6 protein-coding genes are annotated in these 8,603 nt (G+C 31.1%); 4 read left to right on the top strand and 2 right to left on the bottom strand.

The features are described 5' to 3' along the window. Positions 1–438: 438 nt before the first annotated feature. A complete protein-coding gene (locus Q0505_RS06080) occupies positions 439–1,245 on the bottom strand; it encodes a tetratricopeptide repeat protein (protein ID WP_299210211.1) in 807 nt (268 codons plus the stop codon). After that, positions 1,242–1,799 carry a sigma-70 family RNA polymerase sigma factor gene (locus Q0505_RS06085; protein ID WP_299210213.1) on the bottom strand — a complete coding sequence of 186 codons (558 nt, stop codon included), beginning with the start codon at positions 1,797–1,799 and terminating at the stop codon, positions 1,242–1,244. The genes Q0505_RS06080 and Q0505_RS06085 overlap by 4 nt, the downstream gene beginning before the upstream one ends. Before the next feature lie 188 nt (positions 1,800–1,987). Here Q0505_RS06085 and Q0505_RS06090 point away from each other — a divergent pair, with 188 nt between their 5' ends. The 4 genes from Q0505_RS06090 to Q0505_RS06105 form a co-directional block, all read left to right on the top strand. Beyond that, complete coding sequence (locus Q0505_RS06090) at positions 1,988–3,313, top strand: S8 family serine peptidase (protein ID WP_299210215.1); 1,326 nt, start codon at positions 1,988–1,990, stop codon at positions 3,311–3,313. Between the two features lie 145 nt (positions 3,314–3,458). Then, the gene (locus Q0505_RS06095) at positions 3,459–6,167 is read left to right on the top strand and encodes a CHAT domain-containing tetratricopeptide repeat protein (RefSeq protein ID WP_299210217.1); all 2,709 of its coding nucleotides are present in this window, start codon (positions 3,459–3,461) and stop codon (positions 6,165–6,167) included. A 262-nt stretch (positions 6,168–6,429) separates the two neighbouring features. Further along, complete coding sequence (locus Q0505_RS06100; protein ID WP_299210219.1) at positions 6,430–7,587, top strand: hypothetical protein; 1,158 nt, start codon at positions 6,430–6,432, stop codon at positions 7,585–7,587. A gap of 184 nt (positions 7,588–7,771) precedes the next feature. After that, the coding region (locus Q0505_RS06105; RefSeq protein ID WP_299210221.1) for a hypothetical protein at positions 7,772–8,603 on the top strand (832 nt) is incomplete at its 3' end.

The raw sequence follows: 8,603 nt of genomic DNA on the forward strand, positions 1-8,603 counted from the left end.
TCAAATATTTTATTAACTTAGAAGTATTATTAATTTATAAAAATATTACTATGTTAAAAAACATTTCAAGTTTAGGCACGGCTCTAAACAAAACAGAACAGAAATCTATCCATGGAGGAGGAGGTCCTACTGAATACGTAGAAAATTGCGGTCCAGGAACAAATGGCTATGCTTGTTTAACAGGTTTACCACACTGCCCAACTGGCTATTGTGCGAACGGTGTTTGCTCACCTACTACAAATTGATGATTTGAATAGTATAAATGAATGTTTAAAATACGTAGGCATCTATGTTTTTAAGCTCACTATTCAACCTGTAAAACCCTGAAAACAGTTATGTTTTTAGGGTTTTTATAGATCTTAATGATTTAAAACGATTACCTCGCTACGCTGGTAATCTCTTAGAGCTGTATTTTAAATACACTTAAATATAAAAATATTACAAATCTTTTTCCATCTCTAAAACGGTGTTGTATTTATAATTGTTTTGATCACTTAGAATGATTTGAATCGTTGCTTTTACTTTTGATTCATCTTTTTGTTTTAGATAGATAAGAAGTTGATACCAATATCCTTTTGAATTATCATAACTATCTGAATGTATGAGGACATCATACGTTTCGATCGCTTTTTCATAATCACCTTCTTTAAAATAAGAAGCGCCTAAATACATCAATCCTGCTGCATATAATGTAGTATCCGTATCTTTTATATAGGTTTCAAAAAACTGAATAGCTTCTGCATATTTCTTCTCTTTGTACAAAAGCTCTCCTTTGGGAAATTCATCCTGCGATTCACTTTGTTCTACATAAGAAGTAAGCTCATCCCAGTTCGAATACTCAGCATATAAGGTTTCAAAAGAGGCTTCATTAGGAAATAGCAAAACAGCTATAAAAACTAAGACTGTAGCCGCTATAGAGCCAAAGTAAAAAAACTTCCTTTTCTTACTTTTTCCTGAATAAATAGAAGCCGCTTTTTCAATATTTCTGTTATACTTTTGATAGGCTTCTTTCTCTAACGTTTTCTTTATAATAGCAAGTTCTTGATCTCTTGAAGAATCTTCAATATGTGGTACATGATGATTAAATATGACCTCACTAATTGATTTTTGGAGAAGAACATCTTCTTTTAAATCAGCATTATTCTTCATTTCTTTTTCAAAAAGCAAACGATCAGATGTGGACATCGTATTATTCAAATACGAATCAATCTTTTTTTGGCTGGTATGTTCTTCGCTTGAATTCATTCCTTTAATGTATGATAGTTTTTATCTCCTTTTATCAACTGTATTAGTTTTTTTCTACATTTAAAAACACGATGTCTGGCAACATCAATTGAGTTGTAGGAAAACGCATCAAGTAAGTCGCTATAATTCATCGTATTGAAGTATAGCGTCAATACATCTTTACAATTTTCAGAAAGCTTGGCGAAATTTTTAGTATACAATTCTTCACGTTGTTGTTCTAAAATAAATAAACTGGTCTTCGTTGTTTTGTCTGCTAGTGGATAAATACCCTCTTTCGTGACCCATTCTTTTTTATCTTTTAATCGACGGCGCCAATTATTTTTACAAATAGTAAATAAATAGGCTTCAAAAGAATTAATTTGAATGGATTTCTCCTGATAAACATAAATAAGATACATCAATGCATCTTGAAAAATATCTTGAGCATCTTCAGAACCACCTTTGTTGCTCAAAACAAAAGAGGCTATTTTTGGATAAAACTTCGTATATATTTCTAAAATTATATCAGAATCATTGTTTATCAATGCATCCAGATATTTTTCATTATGTTTCATATTCAAATCACAAGTCAGTCAAAAATAGGACTTTATTTAAAGTATTATTCTACGAAGTTGTAAACTTGAACAGTATTATAGATTCTTTAACACATCAGCCCATTTTTTTATAAAAAAAAAAATGGGTCATATTTTTTTTAATCAACTACTGATAGATGAACTTTTATAAATTAATAAATACACTCATTATGAAAAAAAGATTCTTCCTTTTTATCGGAATAGTATTCGTTTGCTTTTCTTGTACTACGAACGAAAATGATTTCTTAGAAAATAGTAATTTTATAATTTTACAGAACGATGAATATAGAGACAGCGAAGCGCCAGAAATAGTAAGTTCCTTTGCAGATAGCCCTGAATCTGATACTGTTCCTCTAGACGAAATTATAATTAAATACCAACCAGAAGTCTCTGAAGCCCAAAAAGAAACATTAAGAAATGAATATGGTGTTATTCATTATAGAACTTGCGATTGTATCAACGGAAATCAAAAGTATGAGTTGTGGGTACTAGATCAAGGTGTTGTTACAGAACCTACTGTAAAAGTGATTAAAAGAAAAAACGATGATCAAGTAGATTTTGTTGCGCAAAATCAAGGATATGATATGCCTTTGCATGCAGTTGCTATAGAATCAGAAGACCCATCAGAAGACCCGCCAGGAGACCCATCAGAGGTAGTCTATATAGAAAGTAGTTTTAATAATGACTATCTAAATAGAATTGTATCTACTAACGACGGTATTACTGTCGCTGTATTAGACACAGGTGTCGATACAGAGCAGGTGGGATTTATAGGAGACTTTTTATATAATTCAGCTTTAAATGGGAATTGTGGAGAAGAATCAGGATGGGATTTTGTCAATCAAGATAAGAATACGTATGATGATAATGATAAAAAACATGGTACTGTTGTTTCCTATATTATTCACAACCAACTAAAAAATACAGCTGTTAAACATCAAATTTTACCAGTTAAAATAGCCGATGCTGATGGAAAATCTACTTTTTTCAATACACTTTGCGGACTCGAATACGCAATAGATAAAGAATCTGATGTAATTAACCTAAGTTTTGGTTGGGAAACTTCAGATCTTAATATTTATAATATGTTTTCAGATTTAATTGATACCACAGATGCCATCATAGTGACGTCTGCAGGAAATAAAAATCAAGACAATAATGCAAAACCTCATTATCCATCTAACTTCTCACAAGATTATGTCTTAGCTATCGCTGCGGCCAAAGATGACTTAAGTGATGCAACATTCTTTTCAAACTATGGAGCAAGTATGGTAGATTTTTATGCTATTGGAAACAAGATTACGTTTCCTTTAAAAAATCCAAATACATTTTCGTATTTTAGAGGAACATCTTTTGCGGCACCTTTTGTTTCAGCTAAGGTTGCTGAACTCCTATCAAACAATTCTCAAAATATAAGAGTAGATTTAAGTCAACAATTTGCAGTTTCTGTTGATTATTTTTCAAAACCAGTACAGTATATGCAAATTATAAAATAAAAAGTATTAAATCCCAGAACACGCTCTGAATACTAAAAATCGCTCTAAGTGTTAAATTATGATACAATTGATTTCGCTGAAAAGCGAGATTAGTTGAACTAATAAAACTAAAAAATGTATAGATTAGAGAATTAAATGAATAGTTATGAGATTCTTCTTTTGTATTTTCCTTTGTATAAGCTTTACATTTTGTATTGGTCAAAATAACGTTAAAGAAAAGCTAGACTCCATTTTAAAAATAGAAAATCGAGATTTAAAAATTAAATCTTTAGAAGGTTTTAAAAATAAATATCAACAAGAAGACACGAAGTTCTATGCAAAAATTTGCCACGAACTTGGCGTCCAATATTATTATAAGAAGGCGTATTCTAAAGCACTTGAAAATGCACAAAAAGCAATTTCAATAAGAGAATCTATTCCAGATATTAAGACCATAGACTTACACAAAAGTATAAACTTGAGCTCAATATGTTATAAATATCTAGATGACTCACAAAATGAACTGAAAGACTTACACCGTCTCGCAAACGCAATTGAGTATACAGATTATAAGTTAAGAAGTCTCTTAAGATTAGCAGAAATTTATCAAGGTGTAGGAGATTACTTTAAAGCCATGGAATACTTTGATAAAGTGCTCAATTCTTATCCAATACACAATGATCAAGATAGACTTATACAAGCTCACTTAGAAAAATTGATAGCGTATGCAGAGATGAGTCCTACCGATACTACGTTTCTTGCTAATATCAAATACCATAAACAAGAGTTAGAAAAAAGAAAGGAGGCTTTTTATCCTGGAGATACTATGCTATTATATAATTCGCTAGCAATTATTTATAGAGGATATCAGAAGCGTGAGCAAGCATTATTTGCATATCAAAAGGCATTAGAGAATACAACAAGTGAAACTTCCGAAAATGATCTTAATAGTATCTACATAAATATAGGAGAAATATATTCTCAACTTGGAGCATCAGAAAAGGCAAAAGAATACTTTCAAAAAGTAATAGCAACGACAGATAGTATTAATAGTTCTGCAGCCTATAATAATTTAGGATACTATCATACGCCTATCATTACAAAAGAAATTGAATATCACCAAAAAGCAATTCAATTACTTGGTATAAAGGTAGATTTCTCAAGAAACACTTCTTTTTTAAAAGAAATGAAGGACACCCCTTACAAACAAGAATTGTTATCAAGTTTGATTGATTTATCTCAAGCTTTGATAAAATTATATAGAGAAAATAGCGATAAAAAAGACCTCCAAAAATCATTAAATATACTCTATGCCGTTGATGACTTAATTTCTGTAATGCGATTAGATAGCGCTACAAAAGGGTCTAAGCTTTTCTGGATTAGCAAAGGAGTAAATAGTTATTTGGAAGCAGTAAAGGTTTGTTTTTTATTAGACAAACCTGTTGAGGCATTTTATTTTATGGAGAAAAACAAATCCCTATATCTTCTAGAGCAATTAGGTAAAATTCAATTAAAAAATCAATATCAAATTCCAAACAAACTCATAGAAAAAGAAGCTCATCTTAATTATGAAGTTCTTTTAGCTAGGAACAAACTCAAAACATCTCCAGAGAATATTGGAGTTCAAAACACATATATAGAAGCAGAACAAAAACACATAAAGTTTATAGATTCTTTAAGGAATAGCTTTCCAGAATATTATGAAAGTAACTTAAAACCAAAGCTGATTACATTACGAGACTTTCAAAACTTTTTAAAAGAAAAAAACACCAATGCGATCGAATATATACTTGGAGAAGAAGAAGGCTACGGCTTATGGATTCAAGAAGATAAAGTCCATTTTTTTCAACTTGAAGACTACCAAAAATTAATTACAGATATTGATTTTTTAAAAGATATGTATACCAACTCTTCCTTATCTAGAGCAGAGGTTGAAAAATACACAAAAATAGGGTTTGATGTTTTCAAAACCTTATTCCCTTGGGAAGGAGCAATGGAAGAACTACAAAAGAAAAAACTAGCTATTATCTCAGATGGAAAACTGTATAATTTCCCATTTGATGCTTTAATAGTTAGTAAAAACCCAATTCTAAAAAATAATTATTTTATCAATATTGCAGAAGTTTCTTATCTCAATTCTGCTTCCGTATCTCAAAATCTTTACACTCAAGAAACTGTACCTTCTACCTCTTATATAGGAATTGCACCTGTACATTTTAAGTCAGAAGAGTTAGTAGATTTGAAAAACAGCGAATCCATTACAAAAGAGATTGCTTCGTTATTTCCTTCTCATATTTTAGTAAGGGAAAAAGCTACCAGAGAAAAGTTTTTAAACACGTCAAAAAAAAATATGATCCTTCATCTAAATACGCATGCAGGAATAGATGAAAAAACAAAAAAGCCTTGGTTGGCATTGCACGATACTTTAATTTCTCTAGAAGATATATATATCAGGAATCGATCACACGATTTAGTATTTCTAGATGCTTGTAAGACGGGTGATGGAAAATTACAAAAAGGAGAAGGCATTGAAAGTTTATCAAGAGCCTTCTTTCATGCGGGTTCTAAAAGTGTAATCGCTTCTCAATGGAATGCCAATGAAAAAGCAACAAATACAATTTCAGTATCTTTTTTCAAATCGTTGAAAAAAGGAAGTTCAAAATCAGCTGCATTACGTAAAGCTAAACTAGATTATTTAAAACGCAATGAACTTTCTAACACATTCCCCTATTTCTGGGCTTCACTAACACTCACTGGGAATTCAGATGCTTTAATAGAAGTTTCTTATACATACCACTTGATACTCATTGGGAGTATCCTATTCATTATAATACTATTATACTTCAGAAAAAGAAAACGCAATGCTACATTGTAAATTTTTAAAAATGTTACGTATACGACAAAAATCTATTCCCACAGACTAACTCACTGATATGTAGTTTTTTATTTTGCTTTCGCGAAAGCAAAAGTTATCAAGAGTCATAGAATTACATTTTGGTCATACATCAGAAATAATAATATATTTTCTGGGTCATAAAAATAAATCTCTGCTACTGTCTTATGATTGATCGATCACAGGGCGGAATCCGAAAAGCCTCATATTGGAATAGAGTAAGAAAAATTAAAAAGTTTATGTTATGAAAAAAATAGCAAACGTATTTTTAATGCTATGTATTTGTACTTCATTCTTTTCTTGTGACCACGAAGAAGAAATCGTAGTGGATGATAATCAAATCTTTGAAAACGCAGATTTCACTAAAAATCAAGAAGAAGGCCAAGAAGAAAGTCAAGGAATTCTAAATGCAGCGTATGTTACATTTTTTGAGATGGAAGATGAAGAGTATACAGGATTGGCTTCTACTCTCAAAGACGATCTTATAGAAGATGCAACATTGTCAGACACAGAAAACATATCATTGGAAAGAATTTTTTATGTATATGAAGGCGTTGTTAATTCAATGTTCTCAAATCAAGGAGGAGAAGAAACAATAATGACTGAAGAACAATCTGAAAACTTTGATGATGGCATTAGAAGTAGTGATTATAATTTTGAGGTTGCTATTACGCTAGATGAGAAAGGCACATATATTATTGGAAACGAAAGTTTTAACGAATTTCATAGTGCCGTCAGTACTACAATTAATAATTTTGTAGATGAATCAGAGGTTCAAAACTTATTAATTTCTGACTTTGATTTAGTCGCTGTTTCCCCAACAGTTGCTGTAGTTTCATTGTCTCTCGTATCAGGAAGAAGCGCTATTCCAAGACCGCAATTTCCAATTCCATCAGGAGAAGTGTATGCGTATGATGCATTAGGTTGGTGTTCAAATTCACAACCAAATACAATAGATGCAGCAGACTTCCTTAGAGGATATGCAAATTCATATAAAACAAAACCATCCCAATGTTCTAATGTTGGATATTTAATTTATCTAGGAGTATTTGACACTCAAAGACCTAAAGCTAATAATACATTAAATCAATGTATGGAAAATTATGTTTGGCATAATCATATACACCCAGATTGTATTGGAGATGACACGAATCAACCAAATAACAATCAAATCTGGCATAATTGGTATTCAGTTATGGATGTACTTGTTGATAATCCTTTAAATTATTTTAAGCAACAATACCTAATTACGAATCCATCAAAAAGACAAATTCGATTTTCCTTGACAGATTATCAAGATTTTGATGTCGTGAATGGCGTATCTACAGGAATATGTTATAAACCAGGGTATACTAAATATCATGGTGGAAAATTTTACTATGAAGTTGAAGTATGCCCTTAATTAAGCCCCTTTTATAAATCGATTCATTTTTAAAAGAGTAAAATAGAATATTTCATCACGGAATATTCTATTTTTTTGGGTCATAAAAATAAATCCCTGCTACTGTCTTATGATTGATCGATCACAAGGCGGAATCCGAAAAGCCTCATATTGAAACAGAGTAGGTAAAATTAAAATTTATGATATGAAAAAAATATCTAATATGCTTTTAATACTTTTTATAAGCGCTTGCTATTTTTCTTGCGAAAGTGAAGAAGAAATCATTGTTAATGAAGAAGCTCAACATTTAAAAACGGAGGCTCTTTCTAAGGATTTTGAAAACTCTGAAGAAGATATGGAGCAAGTCATGAACATCCTCAACATGGCAGATCAGAAATTGAGCGAACTCTCAAGTGAAGCGTATAAAGAAATAGCTGATCCTTTACGCGAAGAACTCAATGAAGGCGAACTTTATAGCATTGAATTTGTTCCTATAGAAGATCTTTTTTACTTGTACGAAGGCATTATAAATTATGAACACATAGACTTTTATAATGAAGAATATGTGATGACTGAGGAAGATATCGTGAATGGAGATCAAAAATTACAATCTTTTGATTTTGAATTTCAAGTAGCGATTGAACCTAATGATACTAGTTTTTCTATCACGACATCAAATTTCAACACTCTTTATAATACTATAAATCAAACGATCAATCAGACAAGAGCGTCTGCTAAGGTTGCAAACGTATTGTCATCTAATTTGAGTTTGAATCAAATAAACTCAACAGTAGCGTCAGTAAGTTTACAAGTTACTACAGGCTTAAATGTGGCTTATAAACCTTTTGGTACAAGAGCTGTATTTATACCTCCATCAACTGTATATGGCGCTTTTGATTTAGGGTATTGTGTTATTAATGGACCTCTGGTTGATGCCTCAGATTTTATAGGGTTATATGCAAATGATCACATTAGCAATCCCAATATAAACTCTAGTAGAACTACAGCATATTATTTATTTAAAGATTTATCACCTA

It is taken from the genome of uncultured Dokdonia sp. (assembly GCF_937910895.1).
Lineage (GTDB): Bacteria > Bacteroidota > Bacteroidia > Flavobacteriales > Flavobacteriaceae > Dokdonia.

What these genes read in the sequence shown, in the direction of transcription:
- Q0505_RS06080 (WP_299210211.1), bottom strand. Translation starts at nt 1,245, where the DNA reads ATGAATTCAAGCGAAGAACATACCAGCCAAAAAAAGATTGATTCGTAT.
- Q0505_RS06085 (WP_299210213.1), bottom strand. Translation starts at nt 1,799, where the DNA reads ATGAAACATAATGAAAAATATCTGGATGCATTGATAAACAATGATTCT.
- Q0505_RS06090 (WP_299210215.1), top strand. Translation starts at nt 1,988, where the DNA reads ATGAAAAAAAGATTCTTCCTTTTTATCGGAATAGTATTCGTTTGCTTT.
- Q0505_RS06095 (WP_299210217.1), top strand. Translation starts at nt 3,459, where the DNA reads ATGAGATTCTTCTTTTGTATTTTCCTTTGTATAAGCTTTACATTTTGT.
- Q0505_RS06100 (WP_299210219.1), top strand. Translation starts at nt 6,430, where the DNA reads ATGAAAAAAATAGCAAACGTATTTTTAATGCTATGTATTTGTACTTCA.